General features: G+C 44.5%; 16 protein-coding genes and 3 CRISPR repeat arrays (1 of these 19 cut by a window edge). All 16 genes read left to right on the forward strand.

Features of this window, described 5'->3' with window-relative positions:
• Positions 1-717: a CRISPR direct-repeat array (repeat unit 30 nt; unit sequence CTTTAACCACAACATGTGATGTATTGAAAT) (it extends 433 nt beyond the left edge of the window).
• Between the two features lie 773 nt (positions 718-1,490).
• Positions 1,491-2,833: direct repeats of the CRISPR family, unit length 30 nt; unit sequence CTTTAACCACAACATGTGATGTATTGAAAT.
• Positions 2,834-3,200: 367 nt separating this feature from the next.
• The 16 genes from MKY16_RS06630 to MKY16_RS06710 all read left to right on the forward strand — a co-directional run bounded on the left by MKY16_RS06630 (position 3,201) and on the right by MKY16_RS06710 (position 23,134).
• Entirely contained in the window at positions 3,201-3,914 is a 714-nt protein-coding gene (locus MKY16_RS06630; RefSeq protein ID WP_340954704.1) for a CRISPR-associated protein Cas6, read from the forward strand.
• A gap of 21 nt (positions 3,915-3,935) precedes the next feature.
• A complete protein-coding gene (locus MKY16_RS06635) occupies positions 3,936-5,996 on the forward strand; it encodes a hypothetical protein (RefSeq protein WP_340954705.1) in 2,061 nt (686 codons plus the stop codon).
• On the forward strand, positions 5,980-6,978 hold the full coding sequence (locus MKY16_RS06640; RefSeq protein ID WP_340954708.1) for a type I CRISPR-associated protein Cas7: 999 nt from the start codon (positions 5,980-5,982) through the stop codon (positions 6,976-6,978). The genes MKY16_RS06635 and MKY16_RS06640 overlap by 17 nt, the downstream gene beginning before the upstream one ends.
• 39 nt (positions 6,979-7,017) lie before the next feature.
• Positions 7,018-7,818, forward strand: a complete 801-nt coding sequence (gene cas5b, locus MKY16_RS06645) for a type I-B CRISPR-associated protein Cas5b (RefSeq protein ID WP_340954710.1) — start codon at positions 7,018-7,020, stop codon at positions 7,816-7,818.
• Positions 7,793-10,654, forward strand: a complete 2,862-nt coding sequence (gene cas3 / locus MKY16_RS06650) for a CRISPR-associated helicase Cas3' (protein ID WP_340954712.1) — start codon at positions 7,793-7,795, stop codon at positions 10,652-10,654. Before cas5b ends, cas3 begins: the two co-directional genes overlap by 26 nt.
• Positions 10,651-11,145: a CRISPR-associated protein Cas4 gene (locus tag MKY16_RS06655; protein WP_340954714.1), complete on the forward strand. Its 495-nt coding sequence runs from the start codon at positions 10,651-10,653 to the stop codon at positions 11,143-11,145. Before cas3 ends, MKY16_RS06655 begins: the two co-directional genes overlap by 4 nt.
• A gap of 15 nt (positions 11,146-11,160) precedes the next feature.
• The gene (gene cas1b, locus MKY16_RS06660; RefSeq protein ID WP_010349455.1) at positions 11,161-12,174 is read left to right on the forward strand and encodes a type I-B CRISPR-associated endonuclease Cas1b; all 1,014 of its coding nucleotides are present in this window, start codon (positions 11,161-11,163) and stop codon (positions 12,172-12,174) included.
• Between the two features lie 5 nt (positions 12,175-12,179).
• Positions 12,180-12,461, forward strand: a complete 282-nt coding sequence (gene cas2, locus MKY16_RS06665; RefSeq protein ID WP_340954719.1) for a CRISPR-associated endonuclease Cas2 — start codon at positions 12,180-12,182, stop codon at positions 12,459-12,461.
• Positions 12,462-12,636: 175 nt separating this feature from the next.
• Positions 12,637-13,525: a CRISPR direct-repeat array (repeat unit 30 nt; unit sequence CTTTAACCACAACATGGGATGTATTGAAAC).
• 283 nt (positions 13,526-13,808) lie between these two features.
• The gene (locus tag MKY16_RS06670; protein ID WP_340954722.1) at positions 13,809-14,312 is read left to right on the forward strand and encodes a DUF6933 domain-containing protein; all 504 of its coding nucleotides are present in this window, start codon (positions 13,809-13,811) and stop codon (positions 14,310-14,312) included.
• 99 nt (positions 14,313-14,411) lie between these two features.
• Positions 14,412-14,720 carry a hypothetical protein gene (locus MKY16_RS06675; protein WP_013309242.1) on the forward strand — a complete coding sequence of 103 codons (309 nt, stop codon included), beginning with the start codon at positions 14,412-14,414 and terminating at the stop codon, positions 14,718-14,720.
• A gap of 211 nt (positions 14,721-14,931) precedes the next feature.
• Entirely contained in the window at positions 14,932-16,563 is a 1,632-nt protein-coding gene (locus tag MKY16_RS06680) for a formate--tetrahydrofolate ligase (protein WP_340954725.1), read from the forward strand.
• A 486-nt stretch (positions 16,564-17,049) separates the two neighbouring features.
• Entirely contained in the window at positions 17,050-18,336 is a 1,287-nt protein-coding gene (locus MKY16_RS06690; RefSeq protein ID WP_209949622.1) for an outer membrane lipoprotein-sorting protein, read from the forward strand.
• A 269-nt stretch (positions 18,337-18,605) separates the two neighbouring features.
• Positions 18,606-19,802 carry an alanine racemase gene (gene alr / locus MKY16_RS06695; protein WP_039269622.1) on the forward strand — a complete coding sequence of 399 codons (1,197 nt, stop codon included), beginning with the start codon at positions 18,606-18,608 and terminating at the stop codon, positions 19,800-19,802.
• Positions 19,803-20,093: 291 nt separating this feature from the next.
• Positions 20,094-20,375 (forward strand): CopG family ribbon-helix-helix protein, encoded by a 282-nt coding sequence (locus tag MKY16_RS06700; protein ID WP_007429334.1) that lies wholly within the window; start codon positions 20,094-20,096, stop codon positions 20,373-20,375.
• Positions 20,376-20,381: 6 nt separating this feature from the next.
• On the forward strand, positions 20,382-20,732 hold the full coding sequence (locus MKY16_RS06705; RefSeq protein ID WP_007429335.1) for a type II toxin-antitoxin system PemK/MazF family toxin: 351 nt from the start codon (positions 20,382-20,384) through the stop codon (positions 20,730-20,732).
• Between the two features lie 179 nt (positions 20,733-20,911).
• Positions 20,912-23,134, forward strand: coding sequence for a Tex family protein (locus MKY16_RS06710; RefSeq protein ID WP_029516344.1), 2,223 nt, complete (start codon positions 20,912-20,914; stop codon positions 23,132-23,134).
• The last annotated feature ends 1 nt before the right edge of the window (position 23,135 follow it).

The following is a 23,135-nucleotide window of genomic DNA, read 5'->3' on the forward strand; positions in this document are numbered from 1 at the left end:
TTCTAGTTCTTCTAAAAACGTTTCTGCTCTTTAACCACAACATGTGATGTATTGAAATTCGCTTCTTGAGCCGTAGCATATTTAGGTTCTTTTTTTTTAACCACAACATGTGATGTATTGAAATATGCTACTCCTACTTCTGCCACTAACTTTAACATCACTTTAACCACAACATGTGATGTATTGAAATGCGGCTTGGGGGGATACCTTAGACGGTGTGACGGTCCTTTAACCACAACATGTGATGTATTGAAATAAAATCTTAACAGCATTTCTGAGCACGTCGGGCATACTTTAACCACAACATGTGATGTATTGAAATTATTTCCAGAATGTCATGCGCTAATTTTGCTTGCACTTTAACCACAACATGTGATGTATTGAAATTATTTCCAGAATGTCATGCGCTAATTTTGCTTGCACTTTAACCACAACATGTGATGTATTGAAATTCGTGCAGATGCAGAATGCCATACTGATCAAGATACCTTTAACCACAACATGTGATGTATTGAAATATATATCCTCCCTTAGTGGGTGCAGGACCTACACCCTTTAACCACAACATGTGATGTATTGAAATAATGTTCCCGCCAATTCAATACTCTGGACGCTTACGCTTTAACCACAACATGTGATGTATTGAAATTAGAGTCTCCTTTTTTGCGTTCACATAAGCAGAGTGGCTTTAACCACAACATGTGATGTATTCAAAATACTCGGCCTCGTTTCTGATAAAGTGTTTTGTTCGATGCTCAACAATTAAAATTATTTAGCTTCATCCTTCCATGAACTTCATTCCTTTTTATTGAAAAAAGCCTCCTAAGCCACTTATAGTGGTCAGGGGGCTTTTGACATTTGCATGCATTAGGGTACTAATATATTTTTTAAATCTCAAATTTTGAAAACGTGATTTATATAAAGAACTTCAGAAAAGCAAAATTGCATTGTCATTTTTATATTTATTTTTGTAAGATATTTTAGTAAACATCGTGAATAATTCAAATCAATCGATACTGCCTGTTATTTTGAAATCGTTGTTTGCTTCTTTTTGGTAAGCTTGGTATGGGGGTCAGCTACTAATTGGGTATTCAGAAAGAAGTAGCTCATAGCCATTAGTAAGAATATTTCCGAACAAAAAGTAAAAAAAACATCGGATGTTACGGTCATAGTCTAGTTTCAGTATTTTAAAACTAGAAATATAAATTTAAATACACAAGTGTTTTATTCATTATGCGCATTTTTTCTGATGCATTTACATTATACTCTTAAGTAAGCGATCTCAACATAGACCAAAGGTCTATGTTTTTCCCAACCTTATAAGAGCTAGAAAGAGGTAACTCCTTAGATCACCAAGGGATACAGCTATTTTTCTTAGCACTTGGCAAGAAGCGACCTACGGTTGGGAAAGAATTGTGAAACCCTTGTGAAACCCTTGTGGCTGTATAAAATAACGACATTGCGATTTTGGAAAGCTTGATTTTACTAGCCTTTAACCACAACATGTGATGTATTTAAATTAATATCCGGTAAGTGTCCGCTGAATAGCTGCGACTTTAACCACAACATGTGATGTATTGAAATAAAGGTGTCATACTACTGCCGCGACCCTTTTTGATACTTTAACCACAACATGTGATGTATTGAAATATATTCCATCTCTCATATCTACACCTCCAAAAATTTCTTTAACCACAACATGTGATGTATTGAAATATGACCGCGCCGATAGACGTATTCGAAAAACGCGTCTTTAACCACAACATGTGATGTATTGAAATAAAAATGCTTTGTGCTTATCCCGCCTTTGCTGGAAGCTTTAACCACAACATGTGATGTATTGAAATTGCGGTAATAAATAGTTTGTTGTGACACCTGTAAAACTTTAACCACAACATGTGATGTATTGAAATTGATGTCGGTAAGAATTCTTTCTTCATCGTTTGTCCCTTTAACCACAACATGTGATGTATTGAAATTCCAATGTTACATTCGCCCGCCTGCTGTTGTAGTACTTTAACCACAACATGTGATGTATTGAAATTCCTACTTCCTCCTGTTCCATTGCTTCCGTTTCTTTCTTTAACCACAACATGTGATGTATTGAAATGATCGTAACCCACGCCAGTGATCTCCCATGTAGAACTTTAACCACAAAATGTGATGTATTGAAATATCCCTTGTGCGGCTTCAAGTGCGGAATATTTCGTTCTTTAACCACAACATGTGATGTATTGAAATTTGCGCTTTCTAGCAAAATTACATTCTGCTTTGTTGCTTTAACCACAACATGTGATGTATTGAAATATGAATACATATTCTTTAAGGGACAGCTCATAGTAACTTTAACCACAACATGTGATGTATTGAAATGCATATTCAGCCAACCTTTCTGGGTAGTTACTGATGTCTTTAACCACAACATGTGATGTATTGAAATCCGGCTCCTGGATCGGATATCTTACTTGTTGGGCACTTTAACCACAACATGTGATGTATTGAAATGCGGTATCCACTGTGTAATGAATGCCCTGGTACTCCTTTAACCACAACATGTGATTTATTGAAATAATGGACTTTTTTCAGCAGGTAATGAACACGAAAACTTTAACCACAACATGTGATGTATTGAAATCTCTTGGTTGGCTAAAACGTTTTGCCAGCCGGTCTACTTTAACCACAACATGTGATGTATTGAAATAGTGATCCCGCTTCCCACTCGGCTGTGCGTAATCCTCTTTAACCACAACATGTGATGTATTGAAATTAGCTACCTCCAGAAGTTGTATCAACTGCTTTAACGCTTTAACCACAACATGTGATGTATTGAAATTCGGTTGCGCCAGTCAGTGCTTGAATTGTAGACATTCTTAAACTACAACATGGATGTATCGAAATAAGAAATTGTACGTTTCATTTATTTTGGCTGCTATTCTTCAACTTCAACATAAAACGTACTAAGTCCTAAGCAGTGAAGAGGGAAGAAGTTCTGGAGAAGCGTAAGTAGCCACCTCTATTCCGATTTTAATCCTCGACGGGTTTATACAATCCAGAAAATCTGGGGATAACAGCGACCAAAAGGGCAGTCTGCACGTGTAGCAATTTAAGTACCGTTGCATATGATTTTAAAATAAGAATTATAACGAGAAAAATATTTACAAATCACGGATTGAGGTCTATACTCTATATCAAGTTAGGAGGTGAATATCTTGTATTTTGAAATTCAGATAACAACGTTAATGAAACAATTATCTCACCATCTGGAGATACCGGAGCGTATCGGAGCCTGGATTGGTCGAGCGGGGCTGAAAGATGAAACATTAAAGCAGACGCACTACGATAAGGAGTACAAGCATTATACATTCGGGGCGCCTTTTCCGCGTGAAAAGGAGGGGATGTACAAGCAAGGTCGTGTATACGTCATTACGATTCGTAGTTCCATAGAGCTTACGTTACGTCGAATATCCGCAGCTTTGCAAGCCTTGCAGGAGGATGAGTATTTCCAGTTTATCGCGGCATCCCCTGTGCAGTCCAAGAAGCTGGCCCATATTACCGAGCTTACCACTGTTACTCCTGCTATTGTGACCATTGAAGGCAAGCCGTGGGTACCGGGTCTGAGTGTGGAGCTTTTACTACAACGGATTCATGCTAATGCGGAGAAAAAATACAATCATTTATACCCTGATCAGCCTGTTCGATTGGAACAACCTTTTGTCGAAGGGATTCAGGTGTTGAACCATAAACCGATTGCCTTGGCCTATAAAGGACGTAAGCTATTAGGTAATAAACTGCGCCTGCTTGTCAGAGAAGATGAATATTCACAGAAGTTGGCAAGTGTGGTATTAGGTTCAGGAGCGGCAGAAAAGAATAGTATCCTTGGGGCAGGCTTTTGTATCGCCAAAGGACTGGAATAACGTGGAAAGGAGGCGTAGGGTATGCTGAAGGATTTGACGAACAGCTATCTATTGGTGAAGAATGATTTCCCAAGCATCACATTTCTAAGACACCAACCCAAGGAAGGGCTGTATATTCGTCTGTGGTTGGATCAAAGCTGGGTTGAACAGGTCAGCCAGTTTGATAGCGAGCATATGATTATTACCAAAGAAGAACCCGATCTATCATGCAAGGAACTTTTTGAATGGTTCCAACAAAAAGATTATGTGAGTTCTCTGATCTCTATGAACAAAGCTGTAGATCCCGGCAAACAGCTTCATTCTAATAACCCGTACACCCTATACGCAAAAAGGGATGTATTTTTAGCCGAGCCACTGGCAGATGGAACCACCGGGATGAGCACGCATCTTGCCCGTTTTCTGGACAAGACTCAGGCATCTGAGGTGCAGAAAAAGTGGGATGAGCTGATAGGTGCCAAGAAGACTAGCAGTAAGAAAGCCAGTAAGAAAAGCAGCACCGAGACTATCTTCACCAGTCCTACGCAGCAATTTTTCTCTGATACGGATTATGCACCTGCACTGGAATATCTCGTAAGTGAGGAGCGCCGAACACATATTGCACAGATTGAGCAATGGTACGCTACAAACCTGTCGGCTCTCATTGAACATATCCGAACCATTCCTTTTAAGAATTACGTTAAAATCTTTTTCACCTCAGAATCTACTCCACTTCACTCATCAATGGATCACCCATCTAACGAATCTTCCAGCATTTACTCATGGGACGAAATGTATGGCTATGAATATTTGCTATATACCATCCCAAAAATCTTTAATAGTAATGACTATAACCAAATGGTAGACGGAGCTTTGACAGGTCTTCCTGGTTTTAATATGAGCATGAACAGCAAAAAGCCGTATTTGGAGCATAAAACGATGCGTGTCGGAGCGCCCATCCGTTTATCTCTAGAGGAAGCATTGCTGGTAAAGGAAGCGTCTGAATGGCTTCTTTCTCAGCCCAAGTTTCGAATGAACAAATTCGGCTATCATACGGATTTTTCCAAGAATTCTGAGAAGATAGCAGAAGGCTATTTTTTGGTTTACATGGAGGGTAAGGATAACGAGGTGCAAGACTTTGAAAATGTACCTTTCTCCAAAAAAGTTCATGTCAATATCCGACTCAAGAATGTATTGGGTGTGATGACCAAAAATGGCGCTGGCGAAGCGTTTGTGAAGGATTACGGCTATCTGGAAAATGTGGAGCAACTGCAAAAGGAAATCAGCAAACGCTTTTTTCGCGGACGGATGAACGGTGATTTTCTTCAAGATGAGCCGAAAGCGAGAGAAAAGGATTTTACGAGTGTGATGGTCGCGTTGTTTATGCAGAGCAAAAAGGGCTTTTATGACTGGATTTTCAAAGGAACGGCCGCCACGATCCGCTCTCAATTTGCACGCGTAACGCTTCGACTCATAGAGGAACAGCTATTACGAGTAGAGCCAGCAGGACAAGAGAAGTCTAGATTGGATCTACGTGGGTTGGCCGATGCGATGAATGTAAGACTTTCGCTAATGGCTTATTTGGAAGGGGAGGAATACACAGCTATGGGAAATCGCCTGATTGCAGTGTCTAATAGACTGAAAGATAAACTGGATACGTTGGAAATGCGGAAACCTAAGGAAAATGTGGATGAAGCAGGGCAGACTGAACAGACTGCCATTCCAGATCCGGTCTATGTAGAGACGGATGATGAGTTTTATTATTTGGCAGGGCAGCTTGCCTTCTATTTGAAAACCCAATCCGAAGCCCAGCAGAAAAAGGGGGATTTGCTTGGACCTTTTTTCATGGCAAAGCGCAGTGCACAGCTCAAAAAACGGATCGAAGAAGCGTATCATTTACATCGTCACAAAATGCGATTACATCATACTAAATTAAATTGGGCTTTAGGCCAAATGTACGGATATCAGCCGGACAAAGAATTCCAACATGAAGATGCAAGGGAAATGTTCCTGGCGGGGTTATTTTCAGACAATTGGTTCTGGAAGAAAGTCGAGAGCAAGAAACCAAACGGCGAAGGGGAGAACGGATATGGCGAAGAAAACTAATCGTGTGGTGGGATTGATCGGGATTGTGAGCCGGATGGCAAACTGGAATGCGGACTTTAGCGGACAGCCGAAGACGACCAGCACAGGCGACATTTTTGGTAGCGACAAGGCGTTAAAATATAGCATCAAACGCTTATGGGCAGAGGAAGGACAGAAGGTACTGTATATTCGTTCGTATAAAGTGAGTAGCGGCAAGGACAAAAAAACGGACAAGGCAAAGGATGCAGACAAAGGGAAAGAAGAGAAGCTACAGCCTCGTAATCTCGCAGAACGCTATGAGTATCTCTTTGGTGAAGAGGTCTCCAAAAATTCACGTGAAGTGCTGAACAAGCTGTTTCAGTGTGTAGATGTGATGAATTTTGGTGCGACATTCGCAGTGAAGGATCAGAATATCGGTCTGGCGGGTCCGGTACAAATTGGTCAGGGCTTTAATAAATATGAGTGGTCCAATCTGGAGGTACAGGACATTTTGTCTCCGTTCCGTAACTCAAATGAAAAGAGCGAGGACAATGACGCCACCTCGATTGGTAAAAAAAGAACAGTGGACGAATCCCATTATATATATCCTTTTTCCGTCAATCCGAAGCATTATGATAACTATCTGGAACTGCTAGCAGCCGAGGGCTTTGAAGGGTATACGGAGGAAGCATATCAGGCTTTCAAAACGGGAGCTTTGACCGGGGCAACTTTGCAAAATACCAACAGTAAATCAGGTGCGGAAAATGCCTTTGCCCTATTCGTTGAATTTAAGGCGGGTAGCTCGGCATATTTACCGAATCTGGACCCCTATGTGAAGGTAGACAAGGATGGAGAGCAGACAATCTATGATCTGTCGGCCCTTGCACCGCTTTTGAACGATGTAAATGAGGAAATTGAAACGGTAGAATTATACGTTAATCCGTATGCATCGCGTGTAGAGTTGAATTTTCCGGGGCTGCGGACGTTTAACATCTTTACGCGCAGTGAGCTGCCTCAAGGCTAAAAAGTTGCTACATCGGTGGAAGGAAGGAGGGCTGTGAACGTGAGAGCGTTACGTTTTGAACTGAGCGGAGAAACGGCATTTTTTAAAAAGCCGGATGTTAACGTATATGCGTATTTTACATACAGTCATATTCACAAGGTTGCGTTATATGGCTTGCTTGGTGCGGTACTTGGACTCGGTGGCTATACTCAGCAGTATGAACGGAATATGGCGTTGGGCGGTAAAGCCAAACAGGATAATCCGGCGATGCCGTACCCTGAATTTTATGAGGTGTTTCGTCATGCATCGGTGAGCATCGTGCCACACGGGGATCGAGGATATTTTTCGAAAAAAATCCAGATTTTCAACAACACAGTCGGTTATGCAAGCCAGGAAGAGGGCGGTGTGCTGAATGTGCGAGAACAATGGTTGGAGCGTCCACGCTGGACGATCTACGTGGCAGATGATGGGGGCGTAGATCGGGAGGTATTTGATCGGCTTGCAGATTATGTACAGCATTCCAAGGCTGAATACATTCCTTATCTGGGGAAAAATGATCATCCGGCTACGATATCCAAGGCTCGATTAGTTGAGTTGGAGCCAGCGAGTGAACCGGAATATATCGACTCCCTCCGAGCTGTCCATGTACTTGTGGATACGGGAGGATATGTGAAAGATGATCAGATGCAATCCTACTTGCAAGAGTATCTCCCTGTAGGGCTGAATACAGCCAACAACGGTTACATTCTGGAGCCGCTTGTATTTTCTAATCAGGAAATAGATACAGATGAGCTGAAAGCCGAAGATCTACAAAAAATGTACCGGGATGCTGACAATGACCGCACCTTGTATTTTATCTAAAAAAAGGGCAGTCGCTTTCGTAGATGGAATCAACACCGGGTATTCTCCATTGTCAGGATGGGGAGCGCCCGGTTTTTTATATGGATTTTTTAAAATTGTACCCAAGGAAAAGAGGGAAGACGAATTGCGTATTCATGTATCCATACAACATTGGCTAACGGAGGAAGGGAAAGGGAGGCTGAAGGCGCACACGGCAAAAGAAGAGGGGCTTCAACAGGATGAAATGCTGGAGGAGCATAGCGATCTGGTCATGCATCATGCTGAGATACTGATGAGGGATAATGGTGTGGAAGCTGCTGTACATAGGGCGCTAGATCGTCTCGGCATAGATGGAGAACCGCTGGATGAATCATTAAGGCAAATGATCATGTACTATTTTAGACAAGCCATTTATTTGCATGATCTTGGCAAGGTGAACCCGGCCTTCCAACGTATCAAAATGAAGAACAATGAAGTTAAAAGGAACGCTGAGTTGGGAGACAGTAACCATTCCATGCTGTCTGCTGTGCTTTACTTGCATATTCATTTACGACAGGTGCAGGAATGGCATGATACAACAGAGCTGTATCCAAACCGTAAGAAGCATAAACGCAAAGTACTTGCATTCCTGCATCATCTTTTATATTCATTCGCATATACGATCTCCCGCCACCACACGTACCTGGGAAATATGGATGAAGATATGGGAGGGCAGGTAAACGAATTTGAGTTGAAAATAAAAAATCAATATAACCGGGTCAAAGAGAATCCTGATTATATTCGCTATTATCGTGATCAGCAGGACTTGCTACAGAACGATAACGTATTTGGGTGCATCCGTCTGGAAGGCAATAAACGTCAGAATAAAATACACAGCCCTTTTCCTTTCTATGTGTTGGTCAAGCTACTGTACTCCACGATGGTCGCATCGGATTTTCGGGCAACGTATCAATATATAGAGCAGCAAGTACCGGAGATGCATTATTTTGGAGAACGTCTACCACTGGAGCCCATGCTGGAGGCTTATCGTCAGACGGGAATTGTGCAGGGGATTGAGTCCTATCGCCAAAATCCTGATGCCTCTGGCTTGTCTGAGATGAATCAGCTACGGGCGGAGTTATTTATCGAAACAGAAAGACGGCTGTTGGAGCGACTACAAGAGCCTGTATTTTATCTCGAAGCTCCTACTGGTTCAGGTAAAACCAACATGTCTATAAATTTGGCACTGCATTTGCTGAATAGCGGCTTGGGACTGAACAAGTTAATTTATGTATTTCCGTTTAACTCTCTGATCGAGCAGACAAGACAGACGCTAAATGGGATTTTCCACAAGGAGCAGGTAAACGACTATCGGGTGGAAGTTATTAATTCGATTACTCCGATGGTGACCGAGGAAGAACTAGAGGCAGAAGCTGCTTTGGAAGGGAATAACAAGGAGCCAGACAACACGGATTTCAAAAGGGTGCTGTTGGAGCGTCAATTGCTGCAATATCCGGTGACACTGACTTCTCACGTGAACTTTTTTAATTATTTATTTGGGACAGGACGAGAGGCCAATCTAGCATTTGCCCATTTATGCAATAGTGTCATTGTACTGGACGAAATTCAGAGCTACCGAAATGAATTGTGGAAGGAAACTATTCATTTTCTGCGATCCTTTGCGGATATTCTGAACATTAAAATTATTATCATGTCCGCTACCTTGCCAAATCTGGATTTGTTACTGGAGCAGCGAGATCATGAGGAAGCAATACAAACCTATACACTGGTGCAGAACCGGGATCGTTATTTTACCCATTCGTTGTTTAGAGAGCGCGTGAAGCTGGATTTTAATTTGTTGAAACAGGGCAAGATGCAGCCGGAACAAGTAGTGGAGCATGTTGAATCTGTAATCAAGCAGCGAGAGCGGGATGGGCAAGGGAACAGGGTGGTGATCGAGTTTATCAAGAAAAAGACGGCACGCCAATTTTATAATCTGGTGCTAGAGCAGAATTTGGGCTTTGACGTCTATGAGCTTACCGGGGATGATAGCTTCTCCTATCGCCAAGAACTGTTGCAGAAATTGGGGAAGGACGTACATGGGAGCTTTTATTTGAGTGATGTGATCGTTGTAGCAACACAGGTGATTGAAGCCGGGGTAGATATTGATATGGATGTAGGCTTTAAAGACATTTCTTTGTTGGATAGCGAGGAGCAATTTTTGGGACGACTGAATCGTTCTTGTCTGCGTGACTACTGCCAGGCTTATTTCTTTGACTGTGATCAGGCGAGCGGTATATATAAAAACGACTTGCGTGTTGCATTTGATCTTAAGGAAGAAACGTATCAAAAAATGCTTGAAAATAAGGATTTCAGTGGATTTTATGAGAATGTTATTCATGAAATCAATAAGTCTCGTGAAAAACCAAATCAGCAGTATTGGGGCGACTTCACCCAAAAAGTACAGAACCTTAAATTTCCAGATGTACAAAAGCATATGAACCTCATACCTGATCAAAGTGTGACGCTGTTCCTGAACTATACCTGTCCAATGAAAGACGCTCCTCTGCTGAACGGTCAAGATGTGTGGGATGAGTTTGTTAGATTGTCAGACAAGCGGTTGGGGATGGACTATTCCGAAAGAATGATTCGCTTGTCCGTGGTGCGTGCTCAAATGAATAACTTTACTTTTATTTATCCGGTTTTCCAAATGTATACAAAATGGGGAAAAGTAAAGCCAGGTATATATACCCGTTGTATAGGTACTTTATATTTCGTGGAGCACGGTGAACAATATATGGAATGGGATGAACTAACTAGAACCAAAAAGTTTAATCGTGCCAAGTATACCGAGGATGAAAAGGGGCTTTTCCTATGAGGATTACCGGAACGATGGTGAACTATTATGTACACTGTCGTAGACAATGCTGGTTATTTGCCAATGGAATGGGTTTTGAAGATGATAGCGAGGACGTGCGGATCGGCAAGGTCATGCATGAGCTACAGAGTGAGGGGAAGAAAAACCGCGAAGTCGCTATTGAGGGCATCAAAGTGGATAAGCTGACCAGTGATTATGTGACCGAGATTAAAAAGTCTGACGCCGATGTCGAAGCTACTAAATGGCAGACGCTGTACTATATGTATGTACTTAAGCAAAAAGGCATGGAGCATAAGGGTAAAATCCAGTTCAGCGAGCGTAACAAGCAGGCTAGTAAAACTATAGAACTGGAGCTGGATGAAGCAACCGAACAGGCTATGACCCAGTTACTTTATGAATTGGAGCAATATTTGGGGCAAGAGCAGCCTGACCCAGCCGTAAGAGAGAAGAAATGCACTCGCTGCGCATACCTCGCCTACTGTTTTTTATAAGAAAGGAGAATAAGTATGTCCAAAACAGCGCCATCTACTAGATATATACGTACTCCGGGCACTTTGGGACGTGAAGATAATTCACTGACATTTCGGAGTGAAGAAAGAGGAATCGTACACCTGCCGATTCATGGATTGAAGGAGCTATATTTACTCAATGAGATAACGTTGAACAGCAAGCTCCTGTCTTTTCTGTCGATGGCGGGGATAACAGTCCATTTCTTTGATTACTATGGTCATTTTAGAGGAACCTTTTATCCGAAGGACGCAAGGGTGAGCGGTAAGGTTAAGCTATTGCAAGCGAAAGCCTGTTTGGAGAGAAGAATACCTATTGCTGCTGCTTTTATTGGTGCCATTGCAGCTAACATCCATGAAGTGCTGTATCACTATTATAAACATGGCAACAAGGAGATCAAACCATATCTGGACTGGCTGAAAAAAGATGTACCACGATTGTTAGATAAAATGGAGGATATTCCGAGACTGTTGAGTGTGGAAGGGGAGATTTGGAGACGGTTTTACGACACATTTAAGACGTTCCTGCCTGAAGATTTTAAAATGAATAAGCGGGTCAAGCGCCCGCCGGACAATCCGCTGAATGCACTAATTAGCTTTGGTAATACCATTTTGTACACGAAAACGATTTCACAAATTTACCATACCCATCTGGACCAGAGTATCAGTTTCCTGCATGAACCGAGTGATCGACGATTTTCCCTCAGTCTGGATTTGTCTGAGCCGTTCAAGCCATTGTTGGTGTACCGTACTATTTTTGAATTGGTGAACAATCGAAGAATACAGGTTAATAAGCATTTTGAAAAGGATTATAATTACTGTATTTTAAATGGGACGGGTCGCGATGTATTTATCACCGCGCTTGAAGATCGGATGAAGCAGGTGTTCGATCATGGCACGCTTAAACGGAAGGTCAGCTATTTATCTGCTATTAAATATGATGCTTATAAGTTAAAAAAGCATATCGTCGAAGGAACGCCTTTTGTTCCTTTTTTGGAAAAGGAAAAGAGGTAAAGGATATGGAGAAAAATTATAACTATGTCATTTTGGTGTATGACATCGGAGAAAAGCGAGTGGGTAAGGTATTTAAAATATGTAAAAAGTATCTCGTTCATTTTCAGAAATCCGTATTTCGAGGTGAAATTACCCCTGCTAATTTAATTCAGCTACGCGCTGAGTTAAAAAAGGTTATTGATGAAGGGGACGACTTTGTTGCCGTTTTTAAGATGACAGGTGATTATGTTTTCGACGAGGAAATCATCGGTGCCCGCATGAATGATTCGGAGTCCTTATTGCTGTAATTTTCCCAACCGCCCTAAAGAGGAGGAAAGCAATTAACCTTACAGCGCCAAGGGTTTGAGAGGATTTGTTAATTGTTTTTAACAAACCCTCTTCGGTTGGGAAAATTTTGTGAAACCCTTGCGGCTGTAGTAGAATAGGCATAATAGCATTTGTAAGAACGTTGATTTTACTAGCCTTTAACCACAACATGGGATGTATTGAAACAATGCCGACAAACAAGTATTTGGAGCTGATACCGAAACTTTAACCACAACATGGGATGTATTGAAACTCGTTAATGTCTGTAATCGGCGCTATAGCGGCTGTACTTTAACCACAACATGGGATGTATTGAAACAAAACTATTTTTCCAGGCTTCGGCGGCTCGCCTGTACTTTAACCACAACATGGGATGTATTGAAACTCATCATAGCGTCTTTTTCCGTATAGCTTCGATTGTTCTTTAACCACAACATGGGATGTATTGAAACTCGGTAATGCCTACGTGCTCGCCCCAGGATGCGGTACTTTAACCACAACATGGGATGTATTGAAACATCGTCTTGTCATATCGCTTGTCATAACGATTTTCCTTTAACCACAACATGGGATGTATTGAAACAGCGAGTAACGAGGACTTGCGTGATACTCCGCCATTACTTTAACCACAACATGGGATGTATTGAAACTCTATATCAGAAACGAAACTAGTAAAAATGTTATTTCTTTAACCACAACATGGGATGTATTGAAACTCAGTTTGAAGTGATACAAGACGGAGAAACGATTTTCTTTAACCACAACATGGGATGTATTGAAACCCAGTTATCCAGCATTTATTTAGCGTTACTTTCGCGCTTTAACCACAACATGGGATGTATTGAAACGGAGGTTCTTACCAACGTCACTCGCGTCCGTAATGCCTTTAACCACAACATGGGATGTATTGAAATAAAGCAATAAGCAGGAGATGTATACTCCTTCGCAGTCTTTAACCACAACATGGGATGTATTGAAATTCGTTGATGATATGCTTACCGTCATGTTCGCTGTACTTTAACCACAACATGGAATGTATTGAAATTAGTTTAATTTTTCAAATAGCTCATGCTTCCGATCCCTTTAACCACAACAGAGAAGTATTCAAAATACTCTTAACCTGAAGGCACTGTAGTAATTTCATCTCCACTCCTAACAGAAGATGTGATCAAATTACTGGCAACTGCTAGCCCCTATATTATACTGAAAGAGTTTATAATCCGGTGTTTGGAATACGGTGTTATGATATACGTGACATGCTTTATACAAGAAATCAGGTATGTCTAATCACGAGCTACGGCACAGGACCGTCATAAAGGAGAACAACGATGTTTGTTATACGAGGAACACAAAAACTGCTGAAGGAATGGGAGACTGAACCACTTCAAGTTGATATTTATCCGCCTTTGAATAGTTGGCATGCCAGCTTGTTTTTACTGAATCGGAGAAAAAATATTGTGTTTATGCATGATATATCCCGCTTAAGCGTCACGCTGTTTGGGATTAAAAAATCGCAGTACAAAAACCTGCCGACTCTTTTTGTACAAGCTTTGAAGGAATTAATGATCAGCGAAGGGTTTGATGAGCAGATCGTGAAGGCATACACACAGGAAGGCGAGCAGATGCTGGCAACTACGACGAATAGACATAGTGTGATGGTAACCTTAGATGAGATTATATTTATTATGAAGGAACTGGATATGGAGCATGGGTGCGAGCTGGAAAAAAACCAGTGGAATAACCGGATTGTTTTCAAAACTGTTGAATACAAGTACCCTGTTGATGTTTTTAAAGAAGTGCTGGAAAAGCATTATAAACTAGAGCGTATTTGAGAAATTTATGATTTTTCGAAATTAAGTTCCATTTATTCCCTCTATCCTATATAATCTAATATAGTTCTAAAAGACTATATAAAGAGAGGTAAGGGGTAAATGAAGATTAAATTAAGAAATAAAACTGGAATGATCAAGGAACGCAAAGTAGGTTTTTCATGGACTACGCTCTTTTTCGGTTTTTTCCCTGCGTTGTTTAGAGGGGATTGGAAGTGGGCTGTTATTATTTTTCTGGTATCGATCCTTACGAGTGGGGCGTCCAACTTTGTATTTTGCTTCATATATAATCGCTTACATATTAATGATCTGCTGTCCCAAGGCTATGGCCCTGCTACTAAGAAATCCCAAGCTATCCTGATTTCTAAGGGATTTATTGCTGAAAATTACGCTGCTAACTTTGCAGGTTAATTTGAGAGCTGTTTGTTAAACGAGACGTATCCAAAGAGCATCCACCAAAGTCCATGCGGGCGGGGGATGCTTTTTTTTATAACTCACATGATAGCAACGCTTGCGATGAAATGAATCATAGCGCAATAAGCAGCACACTTTGGTAAAATAAAACGATACAGGGTTTGACATCATCGGTCAGACTTATAAAACGGGGGGTACATAACGAAAGATGAAGAGGATTATTGATATAGCCAAAGAAGCAGGAATTGAAGAAGAACATCTGGAGACGTATGGAAAATATAAAGCGAAGCTGAACCCGTCCCTGTGGGAGCAGTTAAAGGATCGCCCGAATGGAAAACTGGTACTGGTTACGGCGATGAATCCCACGCCGGCGGGAGAAGGCAAAACGCTAACAACCATCGGGCTGTCACAGGCGCTGAATGCGCTGGGGCATAAAACCGTTGCTGCGTTGCGTGAGCCGTCCCTTGGCCCTTGCTTCGGTATGAAAGGAGGAGCAACTGGGGGAGGACAAGCCCAGATTGTTCCGGCGGAAGACATTAATCTGCATTTTACAGGTGATATTCACGCGATTTCGGCAGCACATAATTTGCTGGCAGCGATGATCGATAACCATTTGTTTCATGGAAATGCTTTGCGGTTGAAACCGGAGCGGATTGTGTGGAAACGCGCTGTCGATATGAACGACCGGAGTTTACGAAACATTGTGACCGGATTGGGGTCAGGTAATGGAGCGGTGAGAGAAAGTGGTTTTCTGATTACCTCGGCTTCAGAAGTGATGGCCGTATTATGTTTAAGTGAAGATATGGACGATCTTAAAGTGCGATTGGGTCGAATGGTGATTGGTTATAACGTAGATGGCGAAACGGTAACAGCTGAGGAACTGCATGCGGTGGAAGCTATGGCTGTACTGCTTCGGGAAGCATTGAAGCCCAATCTGGTGCAAACGTTGGAGGGAACTCCAGTTATTGTGCATGGTGGACCTTTTGCGAATATTGCACATGGATGCAGTAGTTTGATCGGTACGAAGCTAGCCCTGAAGCTGGGAGAGGTGGTCGTCACAGAGGCTGGATTCGGGGCTGAGCTGGGGGCAGAAAAGTTTTTTGACATCAAGTGCCGTCAATCCGGTTTGCAGCCAGATGCGGCTCTGTTGGTCGTAACCGCCAAGGCGCTGAAATATAACGGCGGTGTAGCTAAAAATGAGCTGGACGCAGAAAATCTGGAGCAATTGCAACTTGGATTAGCCAATATGAACCGGCATGTACGGAATTTGCAAAAGTTTGGCGTGCCGGTACTGGTAGCGGTCAACCATTTTGTAACAGATAGCGAAGCCGAGCTGGAACTGATTTTCTCAGAATGCCGCAAGCTAGGTGTACCCGTAGAGCTGTCACAGGTGTGGGCACAGGGAAGCCAAGGGGGAGAAAAGCTGGCCCAAAGCCTGCTCAACCTGCTCCAGGAGGACAAAGCCCATTTTGCACCATTGTATGAGCATACCCTTGGTTTGCAAGCAAAAATTAGTGTTATTGCGAAGGAGATTTACGGTGCGGCAGAGGTAGCTTACACTCCTGCTGCCAAACGGGCGTTGGCCGGTATGGAGCAGCTTGGTTTTGGACAACTGCCTGTATGCATGGCCAAAACGCCGTATTCTTTCTCAGATCAACCTTCTCTGCTAGGTGCACCGGAGGGTTTTACCATTCACGTGTCCAGCGTTGCTTTGTCCGCAGGGGCAGGCTTTGTGGTCGTGGAAACAGGCAATACTATGACGATGCCAGGATTGCCCAAATCCCCAGCAGCTGAGCATATGTCGCTGGAGGCAGATGGAAGCATTCAAGGTCTAATGTAGTATCTTTAGAAAATGGCAGCTTCTCAGGATGAAGTGCCAAGCAGTTTGGGCAGTGCAGTAAGCAGTTTTTGTCGGGTTATGGCATCGCTCCAGTTCCAGCGTTCAGCTTCTACGAAATATACCCGACCTTGACGTACAGCAGGAAGCTGGAGCCACCGCTTGCTTTTCATTAACTGTTCGGTGGATTGTTGGCTTAGGTATTTTGTTTGGTATTCTTATCCATGATTTAGGCTTGATGACCCTCGTAGCCACAACACGGAAAGCCATGAATCGAACCGCTATCAAGTGGGTTACGATCGGTGCAGGCGTGGTTTTGATCGGTTTTTCGATTTATTTTCTGTATGAATTTATGATCACTCTCCAAAAGATTTTATAGCATTACGCAAGGATACGTTCAAGCTTGTCATGCCAGTCTGCATAAATCGAACAAGTCCTTCATAGACATGTACTAATTCATTTAAAACATGTGCTGAAGGGGTTGATGACATGCGCCGGATTTCATGGATGCTCGCCATGGTCATGTGTGTAACGCTGCTGCTGGCCGGGTGCGGCAAGAAGAGCGCGGACGATGTGGTTAAAGATTTGAGTGACGTGGTGAGCGACCTGAACAGCTACCACGGTACAGCTTTGATGACGCTGCATACCGGCGACACGCCGCAGGAATACAAGGTGGATATTTCCTACCGCAAGCCGTCCTATTACCGAATTGCCATGACGAACGAGAAAAAGGATGTTACGCAAATTGTGCTTCGTAATGATGAGGGTGTATTTGTGCTAACACCCAGCCTGAACAAAAGCTTCCGTTTCAAAAGCGACTGGCCAAACAATCAGGGTCAAGTATATTTATATGAAACGTTGGTTCGCAGCATTATCGGCGATGCCTCCCGTCAGTTGGCTACCGACGATAAATCCTATGTGTTTGATGTGGCAGCGAATTACAACAGCCATGCGCTGGTGAGACAAAAGATATGGCTGTCCAAAAATGACTATGCACCCACTCAGGTACAGGTGTCTGATGCGAATGCCAAGGTAGTTGTTGATCTGAAATTCGATCAATTTGTTTTTGATACGAAGTTTGACAAGGACTCTTTTGATATGGAGCGGAATATGGCTTCAGGTAAGACGAGTACAGGTAGCGCAGGGGCGCCATCTTCCGGAGCAGTAGATCCCAGCAGTCAGCTTGATCCTTCCGGTGCGATGGATGGGACGACTGGCGTGACGACTGGCGAACCCGGACAAGAGCAGGGGACCGCAGGGGATGCAGTCCAGCAACCGTCAGGGCAAGCCAAGGTGGACGGTACTGCCACAAACGATACGTCCAAACCGGACAAAGCAGCCAACGCAGCCAACGCAGAGAGGCAGCAACAAACCCCGGGCACATCGGATGCTGCAAACGGAACGTCAGCGGGAACAGATGCGGCAGAAGCTGTGATGGGTGAGTTCGGCTTGATCGAACCGTCCTACACGCCAGCCGGAGTACAGATCAAGGATACGCCGGAGCTGGAGGATAATGGTACACATGCCGTGATGCTACGGTATAGTGGAACATATAATTATACCATTGTGGAGGCACGTCCAAAAGATCGGGCGGTCGCACTGGCCGCAGGCGAACTGGTTGATATTGGAGGAAGCTTCGCCGTGCTGACCGGAAGCGAACAGCAGACGATGACCTGGATGAATGACGGAATCGAGTTCAGAATCACCAGTGCTGACCTGCCTGTGAGCGAAATGATACAAATTGCCGCTTCTATACAGGATCAATCGGGTAAATAAAATTTTATAGACGGATGCAGACGGTCTAGAGTGTAAAAATGCTCTGCTGCCGCCCGTATCCGTCTTTTGTTCATTCGCAGTCTAAGATGTGCATCGCTTGTATATCCTGTTCTATTGTAGAGATGGTAGAGGAGGCTGGTAAAGCCCCCCTGCCATTGACAGCCACGTTTTTGAACATTACCATTAACCTTTGGAAGCAAGCACTTTTGCCACACTCCGAATGGTAAAAGGTTATGTTACAGGCTAACAATTGAAGAAGGTGACTGGATTTGCAAGCACAATACAGATCGACCCGGGCCGAAATCAACCTGGATCACCTTGGCGCCAACTATGAAGCTTTTCGCAAGGCATTGCCAGCGGATAAGCTGATACTGGTCTGTGTCAAGGCGAATGCCTACGGACACGGTGCCGTGGAAATTTCAAAGGAATTGGAACGCCTTGGTGCGGATTATTTGAGCGTCGCTTTTCTGGATGAAGCGTTGGAGCTTCGTCATGCGGGGGTTCAGCTACCGATTCTTGTACTCGGCTATACCCCACCGGAAGCTGTACAAACGGCTTGGGAGCATGATATCTCATTGACTGTGTTCAGTGAAGAAGTGCTGGAGGGTATCCGCAGACTGGACTGCCAAGGAAATGAACGCAAGCTGAAGGTGCACATCAAAATAGACAGCGGCATGGGAAGACTGGGTTTGCTGCCTGGAGAAGAGGCTATGGCTTTTGTCCGGCAGGCTCACGAATTAGAGCAGGTGCTGCTGGAAGGCATGTACACCCATTTTGCCCGCGCGGATGAAGAAGACAAAAGCTATACACTGCTACAATATGATCGGTTTCGGGGCGTGGCGGAAGCGCTAAGGGAACAAGGTATCACCATTCCCATTATACATACGGCCAATAGCGCCGCTACCATTGATACCCCTTCTCTTTCCCCCAATATGGTGCGGATTGGTATCAGTATATACGGTCTGTATCCGTCTGATGAGGTTAACCGGCAAGCCATTGAACTGCTGCCTGTATTGTCATTGAAGACGGCGGTGGTTTATACCAAGACGCTTCCTCCCGGCTGGGGAGTTAGCTATGGCACCCGGTATGTGACTTCCAGTGAAGAACGGATCGGTACACTGCCAATCGGCTATGCGGATGGATACTCCCGCATGCTGAGTGGGAAGATCGAAGTATTGATACGCGGTCGCCGCGTCCCGGTACTCGGCACGATTTGCATGGACCAGTGTATGGTATCCTTACAATCTTTCGCAGAAGATGCGGAAGAAATCCAAACCGGCGAAGAGGTTGTTCTCATCGGTCAGCAGTCCGGCGAAACTATCGCGGCGGATGAGCTGGCATCCAAGCTTGGTACGATCCACTATGAGGTGATCTGCATGATCGCAGACAGGGTACCGCGTGTATACACACGAGGTCATGTTCCTGTTATTCGAGTGAACTCGCTTCTTCCAACCCACTGGAATTAATTTCATAACGCAAATTACCGAATAAAAGCAGGAGTTTTCGCAGAACGTCCCGAAATATGTATAAAGGAAAGAAAAGAGCGCTATAACTGTCAAAAGACGCATCAGGCTCCGCTGACACTTGTATTTCGGGGATCAAACGCCTGTACGAAAACGAACTGCGTAGTTTATAATGGAATGCAGCATAGATGATATACGAATATCATATACATTCTTGTATTCCGTTTGAATAAATTACCGGGAATAACGTTATAATGGTACAATGGCGACAAGGTTTTGGGGGTGGAAGAGAAGTTGGCCAATTTGCAGAACACCAAAAGAATAATGATCAGTTTGCCAGATCATCTCTTACAGGAAGTGGACGGGATCGTAGCTATGGAAAATTCCAACCGCAGTGAATTTATCAGGCAGGCCATGAAGCTGTATGTAGGCGAACGTAAAAAACGTTACATTCGTGAAGCTATGCAGCGTGGATACATGGAAATGGCTAAAATTAACTTGACCATGGCATCCGAAGCCTTTCACGCGGAGGAAGATGCAAACAGCACCTTGGGCCGTACAGTTAGCGGGGTGTAATCCATATTGATCGTAAAGCGCGGCGACGTTTTTTTTGCAGACCTTTCACCCGTAGTCGGTTCCGAGCAAGGTGGCGTCAGACCTGTGCTGATCATTCAAAATGATATCGGCAACCGGTTTAGTCCTACCGTGATCGTGGCAGCTATCACCGCTCAGATTCAGAAGGCAAAGCTGCCTACACACGTGGAAATCGACGCGGCGACGCATGGCTTTGATCGTGATTCTGTTGTTCTTCTGGAGCAAATTCGGACGATCGACAAGCAAAGGCTTACCGACAAAATCACCCACTTAGATGAAGAAACTATGCGCAAAGTGAGCGATTCGCTACAAATCAGTCTCGGTTTGATTGATTTTTAGCGTGATGGAACGACGAGTGAAACGGGAAAAGGGCAGCGCTTGGGCGCTGTCCTTTTGCGTGTCTGATGAAAAATGCAGGTAGGGCTTGCTCTAACGGCACCTGCTGGCGCTTTGAATCATTTTTTGTGATAATGAAAGACATGCTGTATGACAAGAGTTGTGAGGAAGAAGGGATAGGTTTGTCTAACGAGGAAACGAAGACGGAAATCCGGCAGGAGCCGAACGAAGCAGAACGCCAAGAGCGGATTGTCAAACAAGTGGCGAGAGAGCTGTCGCTGGCACTCAAGCAAATCCGGACAACGATCAGTTTGTTGGATGAAGGGAATACAATTCCTTTTATCGCGCGTTATCGTAAGGAAATGACAGGAGAGCTGGATGAAAATCAGCTACGTGAAATTGAAGATCGTGTAGTGTATTTGCGTAATCTGGAGGATCGTAAGGTAGAGGTCATCCGCATTATTGATGAGCAGGGCAAGCTGACGGAAGACCTGCAGGCGGCTATCACCTCTGCGGTTAAACTTCAGGAAGTGGAGGATCTGTACCGTCCGTATCGGCAAAAGCGCAAAACCCGCGCCAGTGTAGCAAAGGAACGGGGACTGGAGCCGCTGTCCATCTGGATCTGGAGCCAGCCGAAGCAGGGCGATGCTCTGAAAGAAGCCGAGTCTTATGTAAATGCGGAACTGGGAGTGGACAGCGCTGAGGCGGCCATCCAAGGAGCCTTGGACATTTTAGCTGAAAATATAGCGGATGATGCGGCTATTCGCCAATGGGTACGCCGATATACGCTGGACCATGGTATGCTGACCTCCGAAGCGAAGGACGCAGAGCAAGAATCCGTGTATGAGAACTACTACAGCTATCGTGAACTCGCTAAGAAAATGCCACCTCACCGTATTCTGGCGATTAATCGCGGGGAGCGGGAAGGCATTCTTAAGGTTGGTCTGGAGGTAGTGCCAGATTCTATTTACAATTACATGGCAGGCCAAGTGATTAAAGGATCGTCTGTCGTGCAAGATCTGCTGCGCAGTGTCATTGAGGATGCGTATAAAAGACTTATCGCGCCGTCTATCGAGCGTGAAGTGCGCGCTGAAATGACGGAGAAGGGCGAGCAGCAGGCGATCTCCATTTTTGCAGGCAACTTGCGCAGCCTGTTGCTACAGGCTCCGATCAAGGGCCGACGTGTGCTCGGTGTCGATCCGGCCTATCGGACAGGCTGCAAGCTGGCGGTTGTCGATGACACCGGCAAGCTGCTCGAAGTGGCTGTGACGTATCCGACACCACCGAACAACAAGAAGCGCGAGGCTGCTGAAAAGTTCAAGCAGCTGATTGCCCAATACGGGATCGAATTGATTGTCATTGGTAACGGAACCGCTTCGCGCGAGACAGAGCAATTCGTAGCGGAAGTCATCGCGGACATTGGTGACAGCAGTCTAGCGTATCTGATTGTCAATGAGGCGGGCGCAAGCGTATACTCTGCCTCCAAGCTGGCACAGGAGGAATTTCCCGATTTGGACGTGGCCGAGCGCAGTGCGGCTTCCATCGCACGTCGTGTGCAGGACCCACTGGCTGAGCTGGTCAAGATTGAGCCGAAGGCTATTGGTGTAGGCCAATACCAGCATGATGTATCGCAGAAACATCTGGATGAAAGCTTAAAGGACGTTGTCGAATCAGCCGTTAACCATGTCGGTGTAGATGTGAACACGGCTTCCTCTGCGCTGTTATCCTATGTAGCAGGGATCAATGCGACGATTGCCAAAAACATCGTTAAGTACCGTGAGGAAAACGGTAAATTCAGCAACCGTCGTCAGTTGCAGAAGGTGCCGCGTCTTGGTGCAAAAACCTACGAGCAATCTGTTGGCTTTATCCGTATACCGGGTGGAGAAAATCCGCTGGATCGCACACCGATTCACCCTGAATCCTATGCTGTCGTAGACCGCCTGTTGGCGGAACTGGCCATCAATGCCCACGATCTGGGCACCAAGGCTGCAACGGAAGCACTGAACGTGTCCAACATTGACGAACTAGCTGCGAAGCTGGAAGTCGGCGTGCCGACACTGAAGGATATTCTGGACAGTCTCCAGCGTCCGGGCCGTGACCCGCGTGACGAGCTGCCGTTACCTGTATTCCGCAAGGATGTGCTGAAGATCGAGGATCTGGCACCGGGTATGGAGCTTCAGGGAACCGTCCGCAATGTCATTGATTTTGGCGCGTTTGTCGATATCGGTATTAAAAGTGACGGGTTGGTTCATATTTCACAGCTGCGCAGTGGCTTCGTAAAGCATCCGATGGATGTCGTATCTGTCGGTGATAACGTAACGGTGTGGGTGTTAAATGTTGATTTGAAAAAAGGCAGGGTTGGTCTGACGATGAAACCTCCTGCAGAGGCGCAATCGCAGGCATAAT

The organism is Paenibacillus sp. FSL L8-0641 (assembly GCF_038006265.1).
GTDB lineage: Bacteria > Bacillota > Bacilli > Paenibacillales > Paenibacillaceae > Paenibacillus > Paenibacillus polymyxa_D.